Origin of the sequence: Micromonospora luteifusca (assembly GCF_016907275.1) — a bacterium.
Lineage (GTDB): Bacteria > Actinomycetota > Actinomycetes > Mycobacteriales > Micromonosporaceae > Micromonospora > Micromonospora luteifusca.
On the sequence record NZ_JAFBBP010000001.1, the window covers coordinates 4,064,016 to 4,088,345 of the forward strand.

The following is a 24,330-nucleotide window of genomic DNA, read 5'->3' on the forward strand; positions in this document are numbered from 1 at the left end:
GGTCAGCGGCGGGCGGGTGGCGCCAACGCGGCGATCAGCACCGCCACCATGGTCAGCGCGGCCCCGAGCAGGGTGTTCAGGCCGGGGTGTGAGGCGGCTGTGGGCGACAGCAGGTCCAGCAGGACCGCCCCCACGATCTGACCCGCGATGGTGGCCAGGCCGAGCAGCAGCACCCCGGTGAAGCGCACGATCGCCGCGGCGATCGCGATGAACACGATGCCGATCGGGCCGCCCAGGTAGAGCCACGGCTCGGTGGGCAGGTGGCCAGCCGGCCAGCCGCGTACGGCGATGTCGATGGCGAACGCGACGAGCAGGGTGACCGTGCCGACGGCGAAGTTGACAAGCGTGGCAGTCAACGCGCTGTCGGCCGCCGCGCGGACCCGTCCGTTGACCGCCTGCTGCCAGGCGATACCCACCCCGGCGAGCAGGGGCAGCAGGGCCAGCGCCAGTGCGCCCGGGTCGCCCAGTCGGTCACCCACCGCCAAACCGACCGCGAGGACGGTGAGCACCGCACCGGTGAGCCGCTGCCGGGTGACCGCCTGCCGGCCGGTCGGCCCGATCCCGGCCCGGTCCACGGCGAGGCTGCTGCCGGACTGGCCGGCGACCACCGCCACGGTGAAGACCGCGACACCCAGCGAACCGATGGTGAGACCCTGGGTGGCCACCAGGAACGCCCCACACATCCCGCCGAGGCACTGCCACGGCCGCAGCGTGCCCATCGTGAGTGCGCGCCGCACCGCGACCAGACCACGCCGCCCGCCGGAGGTGGCGGGCACCAGCACCAGGAGCACCAACAGGCCGATGCCGAACGAGAACACCGCGGCGGCGAACCCGTCGGCCAGGCGTACTCCCAGCTCGCCGTTGATTCGGGACTGCACCGCCACCGCGACCCCGGAGATCGACGCCAGCGCGACGCCGGTGATTCGGCGGGCGGCCGGCAGGGTCTGCGGGGTCGCCGTGTCGGTGGCGATCACTCCTGCTCGGCCAGCGGACGACCGTCGAAGTCGACGGCGGAGTAGAGCGCCAGCTTCTCCAACCGGTGGTAAGAGTCGATCACCCGGATCGTGCCGCTCTTCGACCGCATCACAATCGACTGGGTGTACGCGCCGCCGGCCCGGTAGCGCACCCCGCGCAGCAGGTCTCCGGAGGTGACGCCGGTCGCCACGAAGAAGCAGTTGTCTCCGGTGACCAGATCATCGGTGCCCAGCACCCGGTCCAGGTCGTGCCCGGCGGCGATCGCCTTCTCCCGCTCCTGCTCGTCGCGCGGCCAGAGCTTGGCCTGCATCGCCCCGCCCATGCACTTCAGCGCACAGGCGGAGATGATGCCCTCCGGGGTGCCGCCGATGCCCATCAGCACGTCGACCTCCGACTCGCCGCGGGCGGCCGCGATGGAGCCCGCAATGTCGCCGTCGGAGATGAACCGGATGCCCGCCCCGGTCCGGCGAATCTGTGCGACCAGGTCGTCGTGGCGGCTCCGGTCCAGCACGCAGACCGTCACCTCGGAGACGTCGGTGCCCTTGACCTTGGCGATCCGGCGCAGGTTCTCGGCCACACCGGCGTTGATGTCCACCACATCGGCGTACGCCGGCCCGACGGCGAGCTTCTCCATGTAGAAAACGGCGCTGGGGTCGAACATCGCACCGCGCTCGGAGACGGCGAGCACCGCCACGGCGTTCGGCATGCCCTTGCTCATCAGGGTGGTGCCGTCGACCGGGTCGACGGCGACGTCCACCTCCGGGCCGGTGCCGTCGCCGACGTGTTCGCCGTTGAAGAGCATCGGGGCGTTGTCCTTCTCGCCCTCGCCGATCACCACCACGCCGCGCATCTGGATCGAGTTGATCAGCTTGCGCATGGCGTCGACGGCGGCCCCATCGCCGCCCTCCTTGTCGCCCCGGCCCACCCACCGGCCGGCGGCCATCGCCGCGGCCTCGGTGACCCGGACCAGGTCGAGGGCGAGGTTTCGGTCGAGATCCTGTGGGATCCGCGTCCTGGTGTTGGTCATGACGGCTGCTCCTCCTCGCGACGGTGCGGGGACGACCGGCTGCGGGGCGGTCCCCACTGCCGGCTCTGTCGCTGATCCTCACACGATCGCCGACCCGGCCATGGCGCGGGGCGGTGATGGCCCGGATACCGCCGGTCGGGCGGCTGCGAAGATAGAGGGGTGGAGCCCGCACAGCCAGCCGACCGCGTACCCGCCGACCGCACGCCGCCCGACGGCCAGCCGCCGGTCGACGTCCCCGCCGCCCCCGATGGTGGGCCCGCCGGGAACGATCCGACACCACCGCCTCCGGTGAAGGCCGCCAAGTCCGAGCGGTCGCCGAAGGACATGGCGATCTCGTTGCTGGTGCTGCTCATCCCGATCGCGCTGCTGCTGGCGTTCTATCGGGGCTTCCTCGGGGGTGATCAGGCCACCACGGTCGATCCGGCCCCGGCGATCGAACAGGCCCGGGCGGCGAACACGTTCCCGGTGAGCCAGCCGCAGGGGCTGGGCTCCGGCTGGTCGACGGTCAGCGCCCGCTATCAGACCGTCGAGGGCGGTGCGAATCTGCGGATCGGCTACCTCACGCCGGAAGGGCGGGGTGTCCAACTCCTGCAGAGCAGCGTGCCGGCGGAGCGGCTGCTCCCCGCGGAGTTGACCGACCAGGGTCAGCCCCAGGGCCCCACCGAGCTGGCCGGCCGGACCTGGCAGCTCTACACGGCCCGGGGGAACCAGCAGGCGCTGGTCCTGCTGGAGCCGACCCGGACGGTGATCGTCATCGGCGACGCCCGGGACAACGAGCTACGGGAGTTGGCCGGCGCGTTGCGCTGACCGGGCTCGGCCGATCGACGGATCCCGTGGCGGTGAAGATCCGCTAGCCTGCCCCGGCTCAGGTCCGGCAGGTGACGCACTGGTCAAGGGGCGGCCTGGGGTCGCTCCGACCTCGTTCGCCGGGCTCATTCGGGCGCCGATCGCACGGACAACCGGACAGATAGGTGATTGTCCGACGGGTCAACAGGGAACAGAGAGGGAGTGATCCGGGCGCGCTGCTCGGTCCGGATCGCGCGACGCGGCCGACGGTGCTGCCGCGTCGCCCGGTTTCCGGCGCCGTCCAGGTCGTCGGGTGACCCTCTTGGGAGACACGTATGACTGTTCGACGACTCGGCGTCGGCCTGGTAGCCGCCGCTCTGATCACGCCCGCGCTGGCCGCCTGCGCCAGCAATGGAACCGGCACCCCCGGATCGACGGCGTCCCCGACGGTGACCGCGTCCGGCACGGCGACCCCGTCCGGCGGCGCGCCGGTGGCGGGCGACGCCAAGCAGGCCCTGCTCGACTCCACCAAGGAGATCAGCAGCGGCAACTTCCGGTTCACCCTCACGGGGGCCGGCTCGACGGCGGAGGGGCAGGTGCACCAGCCGAGCCAGAGCGCCGCGATGAAGGTCGCGATCGGCGGCCCCTCGTCCGATCTGACGATGAAGCTCGACCTCATCCACTACAAGCCGGACAGCTGGGTGAAGCTGGAGCTGGCCGGCCCCGCCGCCAAGAACCTGCCCGTCATCAAGCAGCTCAACCTCGGCAAGTACCAGCACCTGGACCAGACCCGGATCAAGGGCAACCGCAGCCTCGGCTTCGACTTCGAGAAGGTCGACCCGGCCGGCAGCGCGGTTCTGACCCAGGGCATCACCGAGGTCCGCAGCACCGGCACCGGCGCGTACGCCGGCACCATCGACGTCACCAAGGCCGCCGAGGCGGGCTCGCTGAACGCCGCCACGATCGCCGCGCTGGGGACCCAGGCCAAGACGGTCCCGTTCACCGCGAAGGTCGACCCGCAGGGCCGCCTGAACGAGCTGGTGCTGCAGTTGCCGGCTGCCGGGCAGACCGCCGCCCAGGAGATTCGGATGACGTACTCCGACTACGGCGCAGCCACCGCCGCGCAGAAGCCGCCGGCGGACCAGGTCGTCGAGGCGCCAGCCGAGCTGTACAGCCTGTTCAACTGACATGCGCGGGTGGGGCGGCTTCGGCCGCCCCATCGGCGGGTCAGGAAGTGGACTCCTGCCGGGCGGCGTCGATCCGTGCCCGCGCGCCATCCAGCCAGCGCTGGCAGATCACCGCCAGCGCCTCGCCGCGCTCCCAGAGCGCCAGCGACTCCTCCAGGGACGTGCCGCCGGCCTCCAGCCGCTCGACCACCGAGGCCAGTTCGGCGCGGGCCTGCTCGTAACTGAGCCGTTCGTCCGGCCCGGCCTTCGTGTCGTCAGTCATCGCGTCCATCTCAGCACACCACTTTCCGGGTCACCGCGTCGCCACTCAGCCGTCGACCGTGGCGGTCAGCTCGCCGTCGGCCAGCCGTACCCGCAACGGGTCGCCCTTGCCGACGTCCGCCGCCGCGCGGACGACGTGGCCGTCCGCGCGCTGCACGATCGCGTACCCCCGGTCGAGGGTGGCGGCGGGGGAGAGCGCGCGCAGCCGGGCGAGGGTGTGGCGCAGGTCGTCGTCGGCGGCGGCGAGCCGGTGCTCCAGGCAGCGGCCGGCCCGCTGGCGTAACGCGGCCAGCTCGGTCGCCCGGTGCTCCACCATCACCTGCGGTCGGGCCAGCACCGGCCGGGACCGCAGCCCGTCGAGCCGGTGCGTCTCGCGGTCGACCAGGTTGCGCACCGCCCGTTCGAGACGGTGTCGGGCCTGGCCGATGAGGCGTACCTCCTCGGTGAGGTCGGGGACGACCCGCTTGGCCGCGTCGGTCGGGGTGGAGGCCCGGACGTCGGCGACGTAGTCGATCAGCGGCGCGTCCGTCTCGTGGCCGATCGCGCTGACCACCGGGGTACGACAGCCGAACACCGCGCGGCAGAGCGCCTCGTCGGAGAAGGGCAGCAGGTCCTCGATGCCACCGCCGCCCCGGGCGATGATGATCACGTCGATGCTCGGGTCGGCGTCCAGCACCTTGAGCGCGTCGACGATCTGCGGCACTGCGGACGGGCCCTGCACGGCCACGTTGACAGTGCGGAACTCCACCGCGGGCCAGCGTCGCCGGGCGTTGGTCAGCACGTCCCGTTCCGCCGCCGACGCGCGACCGGTGATGAGCCCGACCCGGCCGGGCAGGAAAGGCAGTCGGCGCTTGCGGGAACGGTCGAAGAGCCCTTCGGCGGCGAGCAGCTTCTTGAGCTTCTCCAGCCGGGCCAGCAGCTCCCCGAGCCCGACCTGGCGGATCTCGTCGGCGCGCAGGCTCAGCGTGCCCCGGGCGGCGTAGAACTCCGGCTTGGCGTGCAGCACCACTCGGGCACCTTCACGCAGCTCCGGTGCCCCGGCGTCCAGTACGTCCCGATTGGTGGTGACGGTCAGGCTCAGGTCGGCCGACGGGTCACGTAGCGTGAGGAAGACGGTGCTGGCTCCGGGGCGGCGGCTGATCTGCGCCACCTGCCCGTCCACCCACACCCAGCCGAGCTTGGCGATCCACGCCCCCACCTTCTGGCTGACCACCCGCACCGGCCAGGGTTCCTCCGCGCTACTGGCCCCACTACTGGCCCCACTGCTCCCCACCCGCCCACCCTCGCTCACCCGCCCACCCTACGACCCACCCCACCTGGCCCGTCGATCATGAAGTTATTGCCCTCCGTGTCGGCGTGTCGCCGCAACAACCTCATGATCAACGCAGGGGGGAGGGGGTCGCGGGCCGGTGCCGGGTTCCGGGGTGGCACGTACGATGGGGTGGTGACTGAGGCTGAGGCGACTCCACGGACCGGCAAGCGCGTGCTCCTGGCCAAGCCCCGCGGCTACTGCGCAGGTGTCGACCGCGCGGTGCAGACCGTCGAGGAAGCACTGAAGCTCTACGGTGCCCCGATCTACGTACGCAAGCAGATCGTGCACAACAAGCACGTGGTGCAGACCCTGGAGGCCCAGGGCGCGATCTTCGTGGAGGAGAACGAGGAGGTGCCGGTGGGGGCCACCGTCATCTTCTCCGCGCACGGCGTGGCTCCCGAGGTCTACGAGCAGGCCAAGCAGCGTTCGCTGAAGGCGATCGACGCGACCTGTCCGCTGGTCACCAAGGTGCACCACGAGGCGAGGCGGTTCGCCGCCGAGGACTACGACATCCTGCTCATCGGCCACGAGGGGCACGAAGAGGTCATCGGCACGGCCGGTGAGGCCCCCGCACACATCCAGCTGGTCGACGGCCCGGACGGCGCCGACAAGATCACCGTTCGTGATCCGGAGAAGGTCGTCTGGCTCTCCCAGACCACGCTCTCGGTGGACGAGACGCTGGAGACGGTGGCCCGGCTCAAGCAGCGACTGCCGCTGCTGCAGTCCCCGCCCAGCGACGACATCTGCTACGCCACCTCCAACCGGCAGCACGTGGTCAAGGAGATCGCCGCCGAGTGCGACGTGGTGATCGTCGTCGGCTCGACAAACTCCTCCAACTCGGTCCGCCTGGTCGAGGTCGCCCTGGACGCGGGCGCCCGCGCCGGTCACCTGGTCGACTTCGCCGCCGAGATCGACGACGCCTGGCTGGAGGGGGCCAACACGGTCGGCCTGACCTCCGGCGCGAGCGTCCCGGACGACCTCGTCCAGGACGTGCTGGCTCACCTCGCCGCGCGGGGCTTCGCCGACGTCGAGGAGATCACCACCGCCACCGAGCGGCTCACGTTCTCGCTCCCGCAGGAGCTGAGGCGGGACATGAAGGCCGCGGCGGCGCGCAGCTGAGCACGGGAACGAAAACAGCCCGGCCCACGTCAGATTCGGCATGAGGACCTTTCGGCTCGCTGTTGCCGCGCTGACCGTCTGCGTGGCGCTGAGCGCCTGCGGCAGCCAGGACGCCGGAGGCGGCACGCCCACCCCGACACCGACGGGAGCGCAGCCGGTGACCAGCCAGCCCCCGCCCGACCCGACCGCCCCGCCGTCGACGGTCGACCCCGCACCATCCAAGCCGCCAACGGGTCCGAAGCCTGGCGGTCCGAGCACGCCACCGGGGGTTGGGCACACCACCCTGTCCGGCACTGTCCAGGGCGGCGTGGAGCCCAACTGCGTACTGCTCGACGGCTACCTGCTCCTCGGAGGGCCGCGCGACGTGCTGAAGCCGGGTACGCGGGTGCAGGTCACCGGCCGGGTCGAGCCCGGCATGATGACCACCTGCCAGCAGGGCACCCCGTTCGTCGTGGCGAGCGCCAGCCGGTCCTGACCAGCTGCGCTACCGGGCCGAGACCTCGTCGTCGGCCGGATCGGCCAGCTCGGGCGCCTGCGGCTGCCGGGGCGTCAACTCGACCTGCGCGGGCGTGGCCAACTCCTCGTCCGAGACGCCCAACTCGGCGAGCTTGCGTGCGCTGACCAGCACCCGGGCCTCCAGCGAGCCGACCGCCCGGTTGTACGCGGTCACCGCACCGGCCAGCGACGACCCGAGCTTACCCACGTGGTCGCCCAGGGTGGAGAGCCGGCCGTACAGCTCCCGGGCGAGGGTGTGCACCGCGAGCGCATTTCGGGCCAGCGCCTCCTGTCGCCAGGAGTAGGCGACCGTCCGAAGCAGGGCCACCAGCGTGGCCGGCGTGGCCAGCACCACGTTGCGGGTGAAGGCGTGCTCCAGCAGCGTCGGGTCACGTTGGAGCGCGACGTCGAGGAACGGGTCGGCGGGAACGAACAGCACCACGAACTCCGGCGAGTTGTCGAACGCCGACCAGTAGGACTTGGCGGCCAGAGCGTCGACGTGCCCCCGCAGGTGCCGGGCGTGCGCGTCGAGGTGGGTGTCCCGGCCGCGCTCGTCGCGGGCCTCCATGGCCGTCAGGTACGCGTCGAACGGTGCCTTGGCGTCCACCACCACCGATCGGCCGCCGTGCAGTCGGACCACCAGATCCGGTCGGACGACCTGCTGGTCGGTGGCGGCCGTGACCTGCTCGGAGAAGTCGCAGTGCTCCAACATCCCGGCCGCCTCGACGATCCGGCGCAGTTGGTGCTCGCCCCAGCGGCCCCGCACCTGTGGCGCCCGCAGTGCCGCCACCAGCTGCTTGGTCTCGGTGCGCAGCTCACCGGAGACGGCGGTCATCGAACGAACCTGCTCGCGCAGCTCGGCATACGCGTCGACCCGGTCGTGCTCCAGCTCGGCCACCCGCTGCTCGTAGCGCCGCAGGGTGTCGTGCAGCGGGGCGACCGCCCGGGCCACCGCCTCCTGGGACTGCGCGGTGGCCTCATAGCCCAAGGCGCGCATGGACTGCTCCAGCCGGCCCTCACCCTCCCGGGTGGCGGCCAGGGTGGCATCGAGGCGGGCGATGTCGGCGGCCGACCGGGACCGGGCCGCGAGCCAGCCCACCGCCCCGCCAGCACCGAGGCACACGATCACCAGGAGCAGGGTCGAGACGTCCATCACCGGAGCTTGCCAGACGGCTACGACGGGACAGCCGGGAGTACGGTCGAAGATATGGAACTTGTGTTGTGCCTCGCCGTCGTGCTGGTCGGTGCGCTGGGCGCCGCAGCGCTCGTCCGCGCTCAGGCCAGCGCCCGTCAGCGCACCCAGCTCGGCGACGCCCGGGCGGAGGCGCAACGGTGGTACGAGCGCCTCGGCGGCCAGTTGATGAACCTGCACGGCGAAGAGCCGGCGGTACGCCAGGCGCTGGCCGATGCCGGTGAGCGGTACAACGCGGCAGGCTCGCAGCTGGAGCAGGCGCGTACGCCGCACCAGTTCGGGCTGGCCCGGGAGACCGCGCTGGAGGGGTTGGCGTACATCCGGGCGGCGCGTACCGCCCTGGGCATCGATCCGGGCCCCGAGGTGCCGACGCTGGCCGCCGCCCGTGGCGTCGGGCAGCTCACCAAGGAGCGCGAGGTCGACGTGCAGGGGCAGACCTTCCGGGCCGGTCCGCAGCCCGGCCGGGAAACGCCCTATTACTACCCCGGTGGGCGTTATCAGGGTCGACCGGTGCCGGCCGGCTGGTATTCGACACCGTGGTGGAAGACGGCGCTGGGCGCCGGGGCTGGTGTGCTCGGCGGCATCCTGATCGCCGACGCGCTCTTCTCGCCCGCCTTCGCCGACCCCGGGTACGGCTATGACGCCGGCTACCAGGAGGGCTTCGGCGACGGCGCCGAGCAGGGCGGGGACGGCGGCGACCAGGACTTCGGCGGCGACCAGGGTGGCGACGTCGGCGGCGGCGACTACGCCGGTGGGGACTACTCCGGCGGCGACTTCGGCGGCGGCGACTTCGGTGGTGGCGGTTTCGGCGGCGGCGACTTCGGCGGTGGGGATTTCGGCGGCGGCGACTTCTGACCGTCGTTCGCAGACCTACCTGTGGAACGGGCCCCGGTCGATGTGACCGGGGCCCGTTCTCGTACCTGTTGATCAGCCGGTGTTGCGCATCCCGGCGGCGATGCCGTTCACCGTGGTGAGCAGTGCCCGCTCCAGGGCGGTGCCGTCGCTCGGTGCCCGTCGGCCGCCCGGCGCGGTGGCGATCGCCCGTCCCGCGGCGCCGGACTCCCGGTACTGCCGCAGCAGTGCCACCTGGAGATGGTGCAGCGGCTCCAGGTAGGTGTCGCGTACGGCCAGGGTGCGCTGGAGCACCGGCGAGTTTTCCAGCAGGGCGGGTGAGGCGGTCACCGCCAGCACCTCCCGCTTGGTCAGCTCGTACTCCTGCTCGATCTGCTCGAAGATCGGGTGCAGCTTCTTCGGCACCAGCGTCTCGACGTACCGGCGGGCGATGCTCAGGTCGGTCTTGGTCAGCATCATCTCGACGTTCGACAGGAACGTGCGGAAGAAGTGCCAGTTGCGGTGCATCTCGGCCAGCACGTCCGCCAACCCGGCCTCCCGGGCGGCGGCCAGCCCGGAGCCGACGCCGAACCAGCCGGGCACGATCTGCCGGGTCTGCGTCCAGCCGAACACCCACGGGATGGCCCGCAGACCGGACAACCCCGCGCCGGTGTTCGGGCGCTTCGCCGGCCGGGAGCCGATGTTCAGCGCGCCCAGCAGTTCGGTGGGGGTGGACGCCCAGAAGTACGCCGGCAGGTCCGGGTCCTCGACCAGCGACCGGTACGACCGGAACGCCGACTCGGAGACCACGTCCATCGTCGCGTCCCAGCGTTCCAACATCTCGGCCGGCTGGCGGGGCCCGGTGTGCAGCAGCGTGGCCTGGAGCACCGCCGCGAGGGTGAGTTCCAGGTTCTCCCGGGCCAGCGAGGGCAGGGTGTACTTGTCGGAGATGACCTCGCCCTGCTCGGTCACCTTGATCGCGCCGTCGAGCGTGCCGTACGGCTGGGCCAGGATCGCCTCGTGCGTCGGCCCGCCGCCACGCCCGACCGTGCCGCCCCGGCCGTGGAACAGTCGCAGGTGCACCCCGTGCCGGGCGGCCACGTCGCGCAGTGCTCGTTGTGCTCGGTGGATCGACCACTGGCTGGTGGTGATCCCGGCCTCCTTGTTCGAGTCGGAGTAGCCGAGCATGACCTCCTGCACGTCGCCTCGCGCGCTGACCAGCGCCCGGTACGCGGGCAGTGACAGCAGTTCGTCGAGGAGTTCGCCGCCGGCGTTGAGCTCGGCCGGGGTCTCCAGCAGCGGCACGAACCCGATGCGCGCCCGCCCGCTGTGCACGTCCACCAGGCCGGCCTCGCGAGCCAGCACCACCGCGGCCAGCACGTCGTCGACGCCCATGGTCATCGAGATGATGTACGACTCGATGACCTCGGTGCCGAACCGGTCCTGGGCCTCCCGAATGGTGCCGAAGACGTCGAACGTCTTGCGGGCGGGTTCGGAGAGCGGAGTGTCCAGGGTCGACAGCGGTCGACGGCCGGTCAGCTCGTCGGCGAGAAGCTTGGCGCGTTCCAGCCTGGTCAACGCCGGGTAGTCGGAGACCTCGCCGACGGCCCCGTAGAGCTGGGCGAGCACCGCGTGGTGCGCCTCGGCGTGTTCCCGGACGTCCATGGTGGCCAGGTGCAGGCCGAACGCGGAGACCGTACGGATGGTGGAGGCCAGCCGGCCGACGGCGGTGAGCTGCCCGGAGTTGCGGGCCAGCGAGGCGCGCAGCAGGTCCAGGTCGGCGATCAGCTCGGCGGAGCCCCGGTAGTCCCGGCCCGGCACGTGCGCGGTGCCCTGGCGCAACCTCTGCCGGGTGTTGGCAAGCTTCGCCTTCACACAGCGTGCCTTGAGTCGGTACGGCTCCTCCGCGTTGACACGGCGGAACCGCGCGGCCACCTCGGGCAGCGCGTCCAGGTCCGCGGCGAGGCTGGCGGAGAGGTCCAGGGACACCCCGCGCAGCCGGCGGGAGACCGAGACCTCGTTGATCAGGTGGTCCATCGCCTTCTCGGTGGCCGCGATGCCGTGCTCGTGCTGAATGGTCAGCACCTCGCGGGTGACCGCCGGGGTGACGAACGGGTTGCCGTCGCGGTCGCCGCCGATCCAGGTGCCGAAGCTCAGCGGCCGGGCCGTCGGTGACGTCTCCACGCCGAGGGTGCGCAGCGTGTCGGCCAGGTCGTCGAGCACCTGCGGGGCGGCCTCGGCGTACAGGTCGCGCAGGTAGTAGATGGCGTTGCGGGCCTCGTCGGTCGGGTCCGGCCGGTCGAGGCGCAGCTCGTCGGTCTGCCACATCAGGTCCAGCAGCTCGGCCAGCCGGCGGTTGGCCGGGCCCTCGTCGCTGGCCCCGTAGAGGATCGCGTTGGCGGTCTCGGTGTCCAACTCGTCGGCGATGGCCCGCAGCTTGGACAGGATCGAGCGGCGGGCCGCCTCGGTCGGGTGCGCGGTGAAGACCGGCCGGACCGCCAGCCGACGTGCCGCGTTGGCGATCTCCTCGGCCGGCACCCCGCGCTCGGCGATCATCTTGGCGGCCTGGTCCAGCCAGCCGCCCTGCACCGCGCGGCGTCGGCGCAGGTCGCGCGCACGGTGCACCTGCTCGGTGATGTTGGCCAGGTGGAAGTAGGTGGAGAAGGCGCGGGCCAGCTTGGTGCCGGTGGTCACGTCGAGCCCGCCGAGGCGCTGGGCGGCCGCGGGGGCGTCGGTGCGGACCTGGGCGCGGATCTCCTCGACGAGGTCGAGCAGCGGGCGACCCTCCTGGCGGGCGAGGGTCTGCCCGAGCAGGGTGCCGAGTCGGCGGATGTCGGCGCGCAGCGCGGCGTCCGGGCCGTCGTGGTCGTGCTGATCGGTCACGATGCGCTCCCTTACGTGGATACGAAGGACAGCGCTGTCCGACTTACTGGATGGTATCTGCGCGGACCGGTGCTCTGGAGGGCCCCCGGATGATCCTCTGTCCCCGAGGCGGCGTTTGGCGACGTGATCTCAACCACCGTCCCCGATCGATCCGGGGCCGGAGCGGGCCGCTTGCAGTCCGTTTTGTGAATCACCGGGCGGAAATCAGTTGGCCGTGCGGTTAGCGTTTGATCATGAGGTCGTTGAACTACCCGACGAAACCACAGCCGGGCGACCGGGTCGCGGTCGTCTCGCCGTCCGCCGGCCTGCCCGCCCTCTTCCCCCACGTGTACGAGTTGGGGCTGCGCCGGCTGCGGGAGGAGTTCGGACTGGAGCCGGTGGAGTACCCGACCACCCGGGTCATGGGGGCGGACCCGCGCGACCGGGCGCGTGACCTGACCGCCGCGTTCGCCGATCCGAGCATCACCGCCGTGCTGGCCACGGTCGGCGGAGACGACCTGATCACGGTCACTCCGCACCTCGACGACGACGTGCTCCGGGCCAACCCGAAGCCCTACTTCGGCTACTCCGACAACACCAACGTGCTCAACCACCTGTACCGGCTGGGCATCGTCGCCTACCACGGCGGTTCGGTGCTGGTGCACCTCGGCCGGCCGGGCGCGCCACACCCGCTGACCTTCGACTCGCTGCGCGCCGCCCTGTTCGGCTCCGACTGGTACGAGCTGACGCCCGCGCCCGCCTGGGGGGACCGGCCCAACCCGTGGACCGAGCCCGAGACGCTGGAGTACGAGCCGGAGATGCTGCCCGGCGAGGGCTGGCGGTGGCAGGGGCCGGAACGGGTGGTGCGAGGGCGTACCTGGGGTGGCTGTCTGGAGATCCTGCACTGGCTGATGGCCACCGACCGGGTGCCGACCGTCGCCGAGTTGGACGGGTCCGTGCTGCTCTTCGAGACCTCCCAGGAGATGCCAAGCGCGCAGGAGGTGTTCCGGATCGTGCGGAACATGGGGGAGCGGGGGCTGCTCGCCGCCTTCCCGGCGATCGTCGTCGGCCGGCCGAAGGCGTGGAACTTCGACCGGCCGCTGTCGGTACCGGAGCGGTCGGCGTGGGGAGCGGCCCAGCGGGAGGCGATCATCCGCGCCCTCACGCCGTACAACCCGGACGCGGTGGTGGTCTTCGACGTCGACCTCGGTCACACCGACCCGCAGTTGATCATCCCGTACGGCGGCGAGATCCTGGTCGACGCGGTCGACCGCCGGATCGCGGTGCGCTACTGACGCGCCGGCGCGGGGATCTCGCCGCCGGTCGGGTTCAGTCTGTCGTGCAGAGGACCGACTGCATCGCGGCCAGGGAACCCGCGCTCGCCGGCACCGGCGGCAGGCCCCGAACGTCCCGGTCGATGTCGTAGACGTTGCCGGCGAGGACAAGCTGTCGGGAGTTGTCCAGGCTGGTCACCGCGATGCTGGTGAAGCCGGGCCCGCCGCCGTCGGTCGTCCACACCTGGGTCGGACCCGCGGCGCAGGGGACCGTCATCCGTTGCACGCCCAGGCCGTACCCGTCCGGCCCGCCGTCCGTCGCCACCAGGGTCTCCAACTCACGCTGCTGCGCTGGCGCGAGCAGCTGCCCGCCGAACAGCGCCCGGTGGAACCGTGCCAGGTCCGCCGCCGTCGAGATCATCGCCCCGGCGGTCCAGTCGTACGACGGGCTGAACGTGGTCACATCGCGGCCCGTCAGGTCGTAGCCGTGCAGGTGCCGGCCGTGGATCTTCGGATCGGTGACCGGGAACGAGGTCTGAGTCAGGCCGAGCGGGCCGACGATCCGCCGCCGTACCTCGCTTCCCGCGTCCCGGCCCGTGACCGCCTCGATGATCAGGCCCGCCAACAGGTAGTTGGTGTTCGAATAGCCCCACGAGGCGCCGGGTGCGAAGTCCGGCCGGTGCGCCACCGCCAGGGCGATCACCGTGCGGGGCGTGATGACCCGGTCCCAGTCGTGGTCGTCGAGGTACGGGGCCCAGAAGCTCCGCTCGCCGGTCGGGTCCCAGATGCCGCTGGTGTGGTTGAGCAACTGCCGGACGGTGATCGTCGAGCCGTCGTTGCCGTTACCTCGGACGACCCCGGGCAGCCACCGCTCGACCGGGTCGTCGAGGGTGAGTCGACCCTCACCCACCAGTTGCAGCAGCACGGTCGACACGAACGCCTTGGTGTTGCTGGCGATCCGGAACCGGTCGTCCGGCCGGGCCCGCGCCCCGGTGACCCGGTCGGCCACCCCCGCCGCCACCTGCCACCGTCGGCCGTCCACGCGGCCGTATGCCACCGCACCGGGGAAGCCGTCCGCGACCAACTGGTCGAGCGCGACAGCCAGTGCCCGGCGTTGCGCCCCCGGACGGTCGGCACCGGCCGGTGGGGGCGCAACGGCGAGTGTGGCGACCAACGAACCGACCGACACCACCACGGTCCATAGCGGACGCGACATGACCTGCTCCAATCGACGAAACGAATGTCCCCGTCGACCCTGCCGAAGTGCGGACCGCAGGTGAATGCGGATCTCCCGCCGGTCGGGTGGGGTTAACCCGACGGATCACGGCGGGTTGCCCGGCTGCACCGCAGGCCCGTGGCCGGGCATGCTGAGCCGGCATGTCGTTCGGCTGGTCGGGAGGATCAGATGACGCAACTCCGGCACCTCCGCAACCAGGTTGGGTACGCGCTGGTCGGCCTGCCTCTGGCGGTCGCCGGTTTCGCGTACGCCGGTCTCACGGTCGTGGTCGGCGGCCTGACCTCGCTGACGCTGCTCGGCCTTCCACTGATGTCCTCCGGCGTCCTCGGCGCCCGCGGCTGGGGCCGGCTGCACCGCGCGCTGGCCCGCGCGACGCTCGGCCTGCGGGTCGACGACCCACGCCCGGTCCGGCGACGGCCCGGGCCGGTGGGGTACGTCCGGACCGGCCTCGGCGATGCCACGGGTTGGCGGGCACTGGCCTATCTGGTCGTCAAGCTGCCGGTGACCCTGCTCGCGACGGCGGTGATCGCGGTCTTCCTCTGTTACCCGGTGTTTCTGCTCAGCCATCCCCTCTGGTGGAAGTTCATCCAGCCGGTCAACACCGACAGCCTGGGTCGGCCGCACCGCGCCGCCCTGCAACTCGGCGACTTCTTCTTCGACACCTGGCCCCGATCGTTCCTGCTGGCCGGGATCGGTGCCGGGATGCTTCTCGCCGGCCCCTCGCTGCTGCGCCTGGTCCTGCTCCTGGACGAGCTGCTGATCCGTGGCCTGCTCGGCCCGACCAGCCTCGACGAGCGGGTCGACAACCTTGAGGAGGCCCGTGCCCTGGCCGTCGACGACGCCGCCGCGCTGCTGCGCCGGATCGAGCGTGACCTGCACGACGGCACGCAGGCGCAACTGGTCGCCCTGGCCATGAAGCTCGGGTTGGCCAAGGAGAAGCTCTCCGAAGGCGCCGCGCCCGAGGCCAGGGCGCTCGTGGAGACCGCACACCGGGACGCGAAGACCGCGATCACCGACCTTCGTGACCTGGCCCGGGGCATCCACCCGCCAATGCTCGACAGCGGTCTGGAGGCCGCGTTGAGCACCCTGGTGGCGCGGGGCACCGTGCCCGTCGAGCTACGGGTCGAGGTGAGCGACCGACCGTCACCGGCCGTCGAGACGATCGTCTACTACTGCGTCGCCGAGCTGCTCACCAATGTCGCCAAACACGCCACGGCCCGGCGGGCGACCGTCGACCTGCGCCAACACGACGGTCTGCTGCGGGTGCAGGTCGGGGACGACGGTGGCGGAGGAGCCAGGATCGGGTCGGCGGCCCGCGGGTTGCCCGGCGGCGGGTTGGTCGGGCTGCACGACCGGACCCGTACCGTGGACGGCACGATGCGGATCGACAGCCCACCCGGCGGGCCGACGCTGGTCACCCTGGAATTCCCGGTACGGCCGTGAGCGGGCTGCGAGTGGTCATCGCCGAGGACTCCGGAATTCTGCGCGACGGGCTCAGCTATCTGCTCGTCGACCGGGGGCACCGGGTACTCGCCGCGGTGGCCGACCCGGAGGCGCTCCGGATCGCCGTCGACGAACACCGCCCCGACGTGGCCGTGATCGACATTCGGATGCCACCCACGTACACCGACGAAGGGCTGCGGGCCGCACTCGCCGTACGCGCCGCCCATCCCGGTACGCCCGTGCTGCTCTTCTCGCAGTACGTGGAGACCCGGTACGCGGCGCAGCTGCTCGCCGGGGGTGCCGGAGGCGTCGGGTACCTGCTGAAGGACCGGGTGGCCGAGGTCGGCGAGTTCGTCGACGCGCTCACCCGGGTCGCCAGTGGCGCGACCGTGCTCGACCCGGAGGTGGTGACGCAACTGTTCGGCGCGGCCCAGGGCGTCGCGGAGCTGGCCGGCATCTCCGAACGGGAACGGAACGTGCTGGCCCTGATGGCCGAGGGCCGGTCGAACGCGGCGATCGCCTCGGTGCTGTTCCTCAGCGTGGGGGCCGTGGAGAAACACATCACCAGCATCTTCGGCAAGCTCGACCTGCCCCCCACGGAGACCGATCACCGCCGGGTCCTCGCGGTCCTGCGCTACCTCCAGTCCGGCACCTGACGCGTCAGCGTCGGCGGTTTCAGCGGTTGACGACGCTGACGCGTCAGCGTCGGCGGTTTCAGCGGTTCACGACGGCGAAGGCGCGAACCGGGAAGGTGCCCATGCCGGTCACCATCGGTGGGGCCGCGGTGAACCGGAACCCGCTCGGCGGCAGCGCGTCCAGGCCGGTCAGGTGCTCCACGATCGGGATACCGGCGGCGAGCAGCGTGCTGTGCGCCGGGCGTCCGCCTCCGGCCGCCGGGCTCATGTCGTCGATGTTGATCGAGTCGATGCCGACCAGGGCCGCGCCGGCGTCGGCCAAAGCCTGGGCGGCGTCCCCGGTCAGGTACGGCGCCTCCGGCGAGCCGTACCGCTCGGTGCCGAAGTGCGCATCCCACCCGGTGTGCAGCAGCACTGCCCGCCCGGCCACCTCGTAGGGCGCCAGCATCAGCCGGTCCACGGTCCGGGTGCCGGCCGGCACCCGGACCACCACCCCGGGTAGGTCAGCGAGCCGGTCCAGCGACACCCCGGCCAGGTCGTCGCCACCGGCCCAGCGATGCGCGGGAGTGTCCAGGTACGTGCCGGTGTTGGCGATCATGTCGATCCGCGCCACGTGAAACTCGGTGCCCGGGGCGTACCGCTCGCGGGATGCCGCGAAGGTCAGCCAGTCGGTGATCTTCGGCGCCGGCCAACCGGGCAGGGTGGTCATCCCGTCGCTGATCACATGACTCAGCTCGACCAGCCGGTGCGCGGGCGCCGGCCGATCGACGGCGACACCCCGGCCGCCCTTGTGCGGCTCTTCGATGATCGTTTTCGCGCTGATCCGAACCTCGGCGACCAACAGCAGCCCGAGGTGCCGGACGAACAACGCCGCCAGGTCGTCGTCGGTGATCTCCGGACCGGGGATGTCCAGCCGGAACCCCTCGGTGCGTAGCCCGCCGCCGTTGGCGAAGATCACCTCCGCGTCGAACTGTGCCCGCCACTGCTCACCCATCCCGAAACCCGACCACGCCGCCAGCGGCCGGTCAAGATCCGCGTAGACCGCTATTTCCTGGATGAAGCATGATCTTGGAGCGGCCAGCGGGCCCCGTGCGGGGCGAGTCAGCCCGACGTCTGCGAACCCGCTGACGCTGCAGGTGGCGGGAAACCGGAGATGGTCGGTCGACGGAGATAGGCTTGCCGGGTGCACCCCCCGTCCGTCCTGGACGCGGGGTGATCGTCGTGCCATCCGTGGGAAGTGATCTCGCATGCTCACCGGTCTGTTCTCCGCCGCCCTGGCCGACCCCGGGCTGACCCGGGCGCGTGACCTGGCGCGCTCCGGTGCCGCCCAGGTCGACGGCCTCGACATCACCGCCCCGGCGGCGCTGCGCCCGTTTGCGGTGGCCGCCGTCGCGGCCGATCCTGACGGCGCCGGTGGTGGGGCCGGGCGACCGGTGCTGGCGGTGACCGCCACCACCCGCGAGGCCGACGATCTCGCCGCCGCGCTGGCTGGGCTGTTGCCGGCCGAGCAGATCGTGGTCTTCCCCTCCTGGGAGACGCTGCCCCACGAGCGGCTCTCCCCACGCTCGGACACGGTGGGTCGTCGGCTGGCGGTGCTGCGCCGGCTGGCGCACCCGGAGGCGACCGACGCGCACGGCGGCACCGGGCCACTTCGGGTGGTCGTGGCCCCGGTTCGCTCGCTGCTGCAACCGCAGCTCAAGGGCCTCGGCGACCTGGAGCCGGTGCAGCTGGCCGCCGGCGAGGAGGCAGACCTGGAGGAGGTCGCCCGCCGTCTGATCGACATGGCGTACGCCCGGGTCGACCTGGTCACCAAGCGCGGCGAGTTCGCGGTGCGCGGCGGCATCCTGGACGTCTTCCCGCCCACCGACGAGCACCCGTCCCGAGTCGAGTTCTGGGGCGACGAGGTGGAGGAGATCCGCACCTTCGCCGTCGCCGACCAGCGGACCATCGAGCAGGTTCCGCTGCTGTGGGCGCCGCCCTGCCGGGAGTTGCTGCTCACCCCGGCGGTCCGCGATCGGGCCGCCGCACTCGCCGAGCAGCACCCCGAGCTGGCCGAGATCCTCGACAAGCTGGCCGAGGGCATCCCGGTGGAGGGGATGGAGTCCCTCGCTCCGGTGCTGGTCGGCCCCGACTCGCTGGAGCTGCTGCTGGACGCCATGCCGGCCGGCACCCACGTGCTGCTGTGCGACCCGGAGCGGATCCGCACCAGGGCGCACGACCTGGTGCGTACCTCGGAGGAGTTTCTGCAGGCCAGTTGGGCCGCCGCCGCGGTCGGCGGCCAGGCCCCGGTGGACGTCGGCGCCGCCGCCTTCCGGACCCTCGGGGAGGTCCGCGCCACCGCGGGCAAGCTCGGCCAGCCGTGGTGGACGCTGTCCCCGTTCGGTCTGGTGGAGGCGGAGACCGCCGAGACGCGGCAGCCCTGGGAGGACGCGCCGGAGCAGGCCGCCGTCACCCCGGACGACGCCATCGCGGTGACCCTGTCCGCCCAGCCGGCCCCGCTCTACCACGGCGAGACCACGCGGGTGGTCGACGACCTCAAGCGCTGGGCCAGCGAGGGCTGGTCGATCGCGCTGGTCTTCGAGGGGCACGGCCCCGCCCAGCGGGCGGTCGAGGTGCTGCGTGACGCCGGCCTGGGCGCGCGGTTGACCGAGGAGGTGCCGACCGCGCCCGTTCCCGGCGAGCTGGTGGTCACCTGTGGGGCGCTGAGCAGCGGATTCGTCGACGAAGCGTCCCGTTTCGTGCTGCTCACCGGCAACGATGTGACGGGTGGTCGGGGCACCTCGACCCGGGACATGCGCAAACTGCCGAGCCGGCGGCGCAACACCATCGATCCGCTGGAGCTGAAGGCCGGCGACTTCGTGGTGCACGAGCAGCACGGCATCGGCCGTTACGTCGAGCTGGTGCAGCGCACGGTCAACGGCGCCAGCCGCGAATACCTGGTCATCGAATACGCGGCCAGCAAGCGCGGCCAGCCCGGCGACCGCCTCTTCGTCCCCACCGACCAGCTCGACCAGCTCTCCCGCTACGTGGGCGGCGAGCAGCCGACCCTGCACAAGATGGGCGGCTCGGACTGGCAGAAGTCCAAGGCCCGGGCCCGTAAGGCGGTTCGGGAGATCGCCGCGCAGCTGATCCAGCTCTACGCCGCCCGCAAGGCGTCCAAGGGCCACTCGTTCGGCCCGGACACCCCCTGGCAGCGGGAGTTGGAGGACGCCTTCCCCTGGCAGGAGACGCCGGACCAGCTCGCCGCGATCGACGAGGTCAAGCGGGACATGGAACAGACCGTCCCGATGGACCGGCTGATCTGTGGCGACGTCGGCTACGGCAAAACCGAGATCGCCGTCCGGGCGGCGTTCAAGGCGGTGCAGGACGGCAAGCAGGTGGCGGTGCTGGTGCCGACGACCCTGCTGGTGCAGCAGCACTACAACACGTTCGCCGAGCGGATGAGCCAGTTCCCGGTGGAGATCCGACAGCTGTCCCGGTTCCAGACGCCGAAGGAGACCGAACGGACGCTGGAGATGGTCGCCGACGGCACCGTCGACATCGTCATCGGCACCCACCGGCTGTTGCAGACCGCCACCCGCTTCAAGCAGTTGGGGCTGGTGGTCGTCGATGAGGAGCAGCGCTTCGGCGTCGAGCACAAGGAGCACCTGAAGACGCTGCGCGCGTCGGTCGACGTGCTGAGCATGTCGGCCACCCCGATCCCGCGCACCCTGGAGATGGCGATCACCGGCATCCGGGAGATGTCCACCATCGCCACCCCGCCGGAGGAGCGGCACCCGGTGCTCACCTTCGTGGGCGCGCAGGACGACCGGCAGGTGGCCGCCTCCATCCACCGCGAGTTGCTCCGCGACGGGCAGGTCTTCTACCTGCACAACCGGGTCGAGTCGATCGACCGGGCGGCGCGGCGACTGCGGGAGCTGGTGCCCGAGGCCCGGGTCGCGGTGGCGCACGGCCAGATGAGCGAGGACGCCCTGGAGAAGGTCATGGTCGGCTTCTGGGAGAAGGAGTTCGACGTCCTGGTCTGCACCACGATCGTCGAGTCGGGCATCGACATCCCGAACGCCAACACGCTGATCGTGGAACGGGCTGACCTGCTCGGCCTGGCCCAGTTGCACCAGATCCGTGGTCGGGTCGGCCGGGGCCGGGAGCGGGCGTACGCCTACTTCCTCTACCCGCCGGAGAAGCCGCTCACCGAGCACGCCCACGAGCGGTTGGCGACCATCGCCCAGCACACCGAGTTGGGCGCCGGCATGTACGTGGCGATGAAGGACCTGGAGATCCGGGGCGCCGGCAACCTGCTCGGCGGCGAGCAGTCCGGGCACATCGAGGGCGTCGGCTTCGACCTGTACGTGCGGATGGTCGGCGAGGCGGTCTCCGCGTTCAAGGGTGAGCGGTCGGAGGACGAGCCCGACGTCAAGATCGACCTTCCGGTCGACGCGCACCTGCCGCACGACTACGTGAGCGTGGAGCGGCTGCGCCTGGAGATGTACCGCAAGCTCGCCGAGGCACGCGACGAGGAGCGGCTGCGCGAGGTGGTCGCTGAGATGACCGACCGGTACGGCGAGCCACCGGCCCCGGTGCAGAACCTGGTGGAAGTGGCCCGGTTCCGCCTGTTGGCTCGCCGGTACGGCCTGACCGACGTGTCCATGCAGGGCAAGCACGTACGGTTCGGCCCGCTGCCCCTACCGGACTCGAAGCAGCTGCGGCTCAAGCGCTACCACCCGGACGCCGTCTACAAGCTGGCCACCGACCAGGTCAGCGTGCCCCGGCCGACCACCCGGCGGGTCGGTGGCGAGCCGCTGCGTGACCAGGCGCTGCTCCAGTGGTGCGCGCAACTGCTCTCCGATGTGCTGGGTGCACCCGCCCAGCTCGCCGTCGCGGCGGGGTGAGGTGCGCCCCGGGGTGAGGTGGGGGCCGTCACAGCATGGGAGAGGGCATGAGAGAGTGACTGGCATGCGTGCTCGCCGTGTGATCGCCGCCGCCAGCGTCGCGGCCCTGGGTGTCCTTTCCCTCGCTGCCTGCGGCAAGTCCGCACCGGGCGTCGCCGCGTACGTCGGTGACACCGCCTATTCGGTGGATCGGGTCGATGCGATTCACGCCGAGGCGCAGGCAAAGTACGAGACGACCGTCCGGACGGCGTTCCAGCAGCAGAACGGGCCGTCCGCGTCTCCTTCGCCGGAGACTCTCCAGATCGGCGCGACCCCGCAGGACATGCTCAACCTGCTCGTCGGGATCGACCTGGCCAAGCGGATCATCGCGGAGAAGAAGATCCCGGTGCAGGACCAGCTCAAAGCCGAGGAGTTGGGTGAGAGCTTCGGGGCCCCTGGCACCGAATACGCGAAGCTCGCCGCCGACTGGTACGACCTCTTCCTTTCCCTCCAGGCGGGCCTGCCGCCGGCCGAGCTGACTGACGACATGCGCGCCACCGTCTACGACAAGCTGGTGGAAGGCAAGGTTGCCCCTCCCGGCTGGACGGTCGAGCAGCAGCGTGAGGCGTTCGCCGATCCGGCCATTGCCCAGCAGGTTTCGGCGGTGGTGGCCCTCAGCGCGGCCTTCCAGGAGGAGGTGAAGCGGGAGGACGTCTCCGTCAACCCTCGTTACTCCACGCTGGAAATTCCGGCCCTGCTCCAGGTGCCGAACAGCGGCTTCGGCAGGTACAACCTGCCCTACCTCGACCAGGACAGCACGGTCACTGACATCTCCACTCCGGATCCGGCGCCGTCGACCGGTGGCCCGGACGCCGGCCCGGACGCCGGACCAGGCACCGACCCCGACGCTGGCCCGGGCACCGAGGGCACGGCCAGCTGAGGATGACGGCACGGATCGTCCTCCTGGTCACCTCGCCCCGGCTGCCGGCGGGCCTGCTGACCTCCGCAGCCTGGGACGTCGTACGCCAGCACCCGGTGTTGACCGGCGCGGAGAGCGAGTTGGCCACGGCCGTGCGGCAGGCGGGCGCCGAGGTGACAGTCGTGGACGGGCCAGCGACGCAGCCGTTGCTGGATGCGGTGGCGACGCATGGCACGGCCGTGTGGCTGGCCGGCCCCGCAGGCGACGAGGCGCTGGCCCGGGAGTTGGGCCTGCGGTTGGCCCGGCAGCCAGGGTTGGCCGAGATGGAGCTGATGTACGGCTCGTGGGACCCACCGGGCGCCCGGCTGCTCGACGCGGTGGCCGTGCTGGACCGGCTGGCCTCGCCGGGCGGCGACCCGTGGAAGCGGGCGCAGACGCACCGTAGCCTCGCCGGTTACCTGCTGGAGGAGAGCTACGAGGCGTACGACGCGATCAGCGCCGACGACACCGACGCGCTGCGCGAGGAGTTGGGCGACGTGTTGTTGCAGGTGGTCCTGCATGCGCGGCTCGCCGAGGAGTTGCCCGAGGACGAACGCTGGACCATCGACGACGTGGCGGGTGGCCTGGTCGACAAGATGATCCGGCGTAATCCGCACGTCTTCGCCGGTGCGGAGGCGGGCACGCTGGAGGAGATCACCGAGAACTGGGAGCGGATCAAACGCGCCGAGAAGGCGCGGAGCTCGGTGCTGGACGGCGTGGCGCTGAGCCAGCCCGCACTGGCGCTGGCCGCGCAGATCCTGGGCCGTGCCGCCCGTGCCGGCCGAGCGGTTCCGCCACCACTGGCCGACACCCAGGTGGACCCGGAGGCGCGATTGGGCGCCAGCCTCCTGGCAACGGTCGCGGCCGCCCGCGAGGCGGGCATCGACCCGGAAGCGGCCCTCCGCCGCGCCACCCTCGCCTACGCCGAGGCCATCCGCGCCGCCGAGACCGACTGACCGCAGTGTCTCCCTGACCACTGAGCCGGCAGTAGGTGGCTCAGGGGCGTCGACCGGTGACCAGGTTGGCGATGGCCTCGGCACCGGTGCCGATCCGCCGGCACTCGTTGCCGAAGAGCATGAACACGGTGGAGTCCTCGTCGATCGCGAGGATCGCGTGCCCGCCACCGGCGTCACCGATCGGGTAGAGCTCGCCACGAGCCGGGCAGCCGAGACTGCGGAACCAGTCCCGGCGGCCCTCACCGTTGCGGGGATCCAGCTCGAAGGTGACCGAGGCGACTTCGTGCCCGAGGCCACGGATGCGGGGAACGTTGAGCCCGCCGAACTCGCTCAGGAAGCGGGCTGCCGCGGCATGCAGGTGGAAGCCGCTGCCATCGGCCAGCTCCTGAGCCCAGTCGTGCAGGTCGACCTGCCGCTCGGGCTGCCAACCGGCCGTGGTCAGGTGCGCGACGACTTCCGACGCCCAGTCGTGTGCCTCGGCCATCACATCGCCCTTCTCAGGTCCAGCTCGTCGAACAGCGGCTCACAACTATCACACGGCGGGACGTACCGCCCGTGGGTTCGGCTGCCTGGCGGACCGATCTGGGACGAGCCGACCGACGCTCCCCGGAAGTCCTCCAGGTCAAGTCCGTCCCGGACCATCCCGTCCTCAATGGCGCGGGGCAGGGCGCAGTGCCCGTGCCAGTCGGCGCGAGGGTCCGCCCGGTCGATCACCGCCTTCACCCCCGGTTCGTGCACAGGGTAGGAGGTGTCCGAGCTACTGGCCGTGTATTCGCGGCCATCAGGGGTTACCACGGACTCGGAGACACCCTCCTCACGTCCCTCGCGCTGACGGCGGTCCGCGTTCTCCGCGGCGAGCTGCCGGGCCCGGGCGTCCCTCTCGGCCGGCGTCATGCCGCCACCCTGCGCCGG

General features: G+C 71.6%; 21 protein-coding genes. 11 read left to right on the forward strand and 10 right to left on the reverse strand.

All coding sequences use genetic code 11. The features are described 5' to 3' along the window. Positions 1-2: 2 nt before the first annotated feature. On the reverse strand, positions 3-974 hold the full coding sequence (locus JOD64_RS18520; protein ID WP_307813484.1) for a DMT family transporter: 972 nt from the start codon (positions 972-974) through the stop codon (positions 3-5). Then, complete coding sequence (gene glpX, locus JOD64_RS18525) at positions 971-2,002, reverse strand: class II fructose-bisphosphatase (RefSeq protein WP_204943365.1); 1,032 nt, start codon at positions 2,000-2,002, stop codon at positions 971-973. Before glpX ends, JOD64_RS18520 begins: the two co-directional genes overlap by 4 nt. 159 nt (positions 2,003-2,161) lie before the next feature. Here glpX and JOD64_RS18530 point away from each other — a divergent pair, with 159 nt between their 5' ends. Together JOD64_RS18530 and JOD64_RS18535 are read left to right on the forward strand one after the other, a co-directional pair. Further along, positions 2,162-2,809 carry a DUF4245 domain-containing protein gene (locus JOD64_RS18530; RefSeq protein WP_204943366.1) on the forward strand — a complete coding sequence of 216 codons (648 nt, stop codon included), beginning with the start codon at positions 2,162-2,164 and terminating at the stop codon, positions 2,807-2,809. A 314-nt stretch (positions 2,810-3,123) separates the two neighbouring features. After that, positions 3,124-3,975 (forward strand): hypothetical protein, encoded by an 852-nt coding sequence (locus JOD64_RS18535; RefSeq protein ID WP_204943367.1) that lies wholly within the window; start codon positions 3,124-3,126, stop codon positions 3,973-3,975. A 40-nt stretch (positions 3,976-4,015) separates the two neighbouring features. Here JOD64_RS18535 and JOD64_RS18540 read toward each other — a convergent pair whose 3' ends face one another. Both JOD64_RS18540 and xseA read right to left on the reverse strand, forming a co-directional pair. Next, positions 4,016-4,237 carry an exodeoxyribonuclease VII small subunit gene (locus tag JOD64_RS18540; RefSeq protein ID WP_204943368.1) on the reverse strand — a complete coding sequence of 74 codons (222 nt, stop codon included), beginning with the start codon at positions 4,235-4,237 and terminating at the stop codon, positions 4,016-4,018. A 45-nt stretch (positions 4,238-4,282) separates the two neighbouring features. Further along, the gene (gene xseA, locus JOD64_RS18545; RefSeq protein ID WP_307813487.1) at positions 4,283-5,527 is read right to left on the reverse strand and encodes an exodeoxyribonuclease VII large subunit; all 1,245 of its coding nucleotides are present in this window, start codon (positions 5,525-5,527) and stop codon (positions 4,283-4,285) included. A 153-nt stretch (positions 5,528-5,680) separates the two neighbouring features. Between xseA and JOD64_RS18550 the strand changes: the two genes are divergently transcribed. Together JOD64_RS18550 and JOD64_RS18555 are read left to right on the forward strand one after the other, a co-directional pair. Further along, entirely contained in the window at positions 5,681-6,667 is a 987-nt protein-coding gene (locus JOD64_RS18550; protein ID WP_204943369.1) for a 4-hydroxy-3-methylbut-2-enyl diphosphate reductase, read from the forward strand. A gap of 40 nt (positions 6,668-6,707) precedes the next feature. Further along, on the forward strand, positions 6,708-7,142 hold the full coding sequence (locus JOD64_RS18555; RefSeq protein WP_204943370.1) for a hypothetical protein: 435 nt from the start codon (positions 6,708-6,710) through the stop codon (positions 7,140-7,142). A gap of 9 nt (positions 7,143-7,151) precedes the next feature. On the opposite strand, the gene JOD64_RS18560 is transcribed toward JOD64_RS18555, so the two are convergent. Then, positions 7,152-8,315, reverse strand: coding sequence for a DNA recombination protein RmuC (locus JOD64_RS18560; protein ID WP_204943371.1), 1,164 nt, complete (start codon positions 8,313-8,315; stop codon positions 7,152-7,154). 54 nt (positions 8,316-8,369) lie between these two features. Between JOD64_RS18560 and JOD64_RS18565 the strand changes: the two genes are divergently transcribed. Next, a complete protein-coding gene (locus JOD64_RS18565; RefSeq protein WP_204943372.1) occupies positions 8,370-9,209 on the forward strand; it encodes a hypothetical protein in 840 nt (279 codons plus the stop codon). A 72-nt stretch (positions 9,210-9,281) separates the two neighbouring features. Here the strand turns inward: JOD64_RS18565 and ppc are convergent, their stop codons facing one another. Then, positions 9,282-12,068, reverse strand: coding sequence for a phosphoenolpyruvate carboxylase (gene ppc, locus JOD64_RS18570; protein ID WP_204943373.1), 2,787 nt, complete (start codon positions 12,066-12,068; stop codon positions 9,282-9,284). Between the two features lie 233 nt (positions 12,069-12,301). Between ppc and JOD64_RS18575 the strand changes: the two genes are divergently transcribed. Then, on the forward strand, positions 12,302-13,342 hold the full coding sequence (locus JOD64_RS18575) for a S66 family peptidase (RefSeq protein ID WP_204943374.1): 1,041 nt from the start codon (positions 12,302-12,304) through the stop codon (positions 13,340-13,342). Between the two features lie 34 nt (positions 13,343-13,376). Here the strand turns inward: JOD64_RS18575 and JOD64_RS18580 are convergent, their stop codons facing one another. After that, the gene (locus tag JOD64_RS18580; protein ID WP_204943375.1) at positions 13,377-14,537 is read right to left on the reverse strand and encodes a serine hydrolase domain-containing protein; all 1,161 of its coding nucleotides are present in this window, start codon (positions 14,535-14,537) and stop codon (positions 13,377-13,379) included. A 189-nt stretch (positions 14,538-14,726) separates the two neighbouring features. On the opposite strand from JOD64_RS18580, the gene JOD64_RS18585 reads away from it, so the two are divergent. Both JOD64_RS18585 and JOD64_RS18590 read left to right on the forward strand, forming a co-directional pair. Continuing rightward, entirely contained in the window at positions 14,727-16,001 is a 1,275-nt protein-coding gene (locus tag JOD64_RS18585) for a sensor histidine kinase (RefSeq protein ID WP_204943376.1), read from the forward strand. A 5-nt stretch (positions 16,002-16,006) separates the two neighbouring features. Next, entirely contained in the window at positions 16,007-16,657 is a 651-nt protein-coding gene (locus tag JOD64_RS18590) for a response regulator transcription factor (protein WP_204946134.1), read from the forward strand. A 58-nt stretch (positions 16,658-16,715) separates the two neighbouring features. On the opposite strand, the gene JOD64_RS18595 is transcribed toward JOD64_RS18590, so the two are convergent. Next, positions 16,716-17,630, reverse strand: coding sequence for a cyclase family protein (locus tag JOD64_RS18595; protein WP_204943377.1), 915 nt, complete (start codon positions 17,628-17,630; stop codon positions 16,716-16,718). Positions 17,631-17,883: 253 nt separating this feature from the next. Between JOD64_RS18595 and mfd the strand changes: the two genes are divergently transcribed. From mfd to JOD64_RS18610, 3 genes are all read left to right on the forward strand, one after another. After that, on the forward strand, positions 17,884-21,525 hold the full coding sequence (gene mfd / locus JOD64_RS18600) for a transcription-repair coupling factor (RefSeq protein ID WP_204943378.1): 3,642 nt from the start codon (positions 17,884-17,886) through the stop codon (positions 21,523-21,525). A 64-nt stretch (positions 21,526-21,589) separates the two neighbouring features. Next, positions 21,590-22,444, forward strand: coding sequence for a hypothetical protein (locus JOD64_RS18605; RefSeq protein ID WP_204943379.1), 855 nt, complete (start codon positions 21,590-21,592; stop codon positions 22,442-22,444). 2 nt (positions 22,445-22,446) lie between these two features. Next, positions 22,447-23,418, forward strand: coding sequence for a nucleoside triphosphate pyrophosphohydrolase (locus tag JOD64_RS18610; RefSeq protein ID WP_204943380.1), 972 nt, complete (start codon positions 22,447-22,449; stop codon positions 23,416-23,418). A 40-nt stretch (positions 23,419-23,458) separates the two neighbouring features. On the opposite strand, the gene JOD64_RS18615 is transcribed toward JOD64_RS18610, so the two are convergent. Further along, on the reverse strand, positions 23,459-23,902 hold the full coding sequence (locus tag JOD64_RS18615; protein WP_204943381.1) for an SUKH-3 domain-containing protein: 444 nt from the start codon (positions 23,900-23,902) through the stop codon (positions 23,459-23,461). Beyond that, entirely contained in the window at positions 23,902-24,312 is a 411-nt protein-coding gene (locus JOD64_RS18620; RefSeq protein WP_204943382.1) for a hypothetical protein, read from the reverse strand. The genes JOD64_RS18615 and JOD64_RS18620 overlap by 1 nt, the downstream gene beginning before the upstream one ends. Positions 24,313-24,330 lie beyond the last annotated feature (18 nt).